The 564-nt window shown below is 69.3% G+C and carries 1 protein-coding gene; it reads right to left on the reverse strand.

What is annotated here, in order from left to right; translation table 11 throughout:
* On the reverse strand, window positions 1-564 hold a 564-nt coding region (tssI, locus tag P5705_RS26200; RefSeq protein WP_277463754.1), incomplete at both ends, for a type VI secretion system tip protein TssI/VgrG.

The following is a 564-nucleotide window of genomic DNA, read 5'->3' on the forward strand; positions in this document are numbered from 1 at the left end:
CGCCGTGGTACAGGCAGCCGGTCACCAGCGGCTGGTCGGGGTCGCCTTCGAGGAAGCTGACCAGCACTTCCATGCCGACGCGGGGCAATTGCAGGCCGGCGATGCCCTGCCCGGCCCAGCTCGACGCCACGCGCATCCACACGCTGGACTTGTCGTCGGCGCGGCCTTCGCGGTCCCAGAAGAACTGCACCTTGATGCGGCCGTATTCGTCGCAGTAGATCTCTTCGCCGGCCGGGCCGCTGACCACGGCGCGCTGGTCGCCGAGGATACGTGGCTTGGGGTGTTCGAGCGGCGGGCGGTAGGTGGCGTCCCACGGGGTGGCGCTGAAGAAATTGCGGTAGCCCTGCTGGAAGCCGTCGTACTTGGCGTCGACGTCGCTGGTGATGGCTTCTTCCAGCACCTGGGGCTGGCGACCCTGGTGGTGCACCTCGGTGAGCAGCCAGAGGTCGTTCCAGGCGGCGTTGGGGTGCGCGCTCAGGGTCAGGAAGTGCCCGCTGGCCAGCAACGGCTGGTCGCTGCGTCCTTCGGCCAGGCGGAAGTCGCTGCGGTGGCGCTCCAGGGCGC

It is taken from the genome of Pseudomonas entomophila (genome assembly GCF_029478665.1).
GTDB lineage: Bacteria > Pseudomonadota > Gammaproteobacteria > Pseudomonadales > Pseudomonadaceae > Aquipseudomonas > Aquipseudomonas entomophila_F.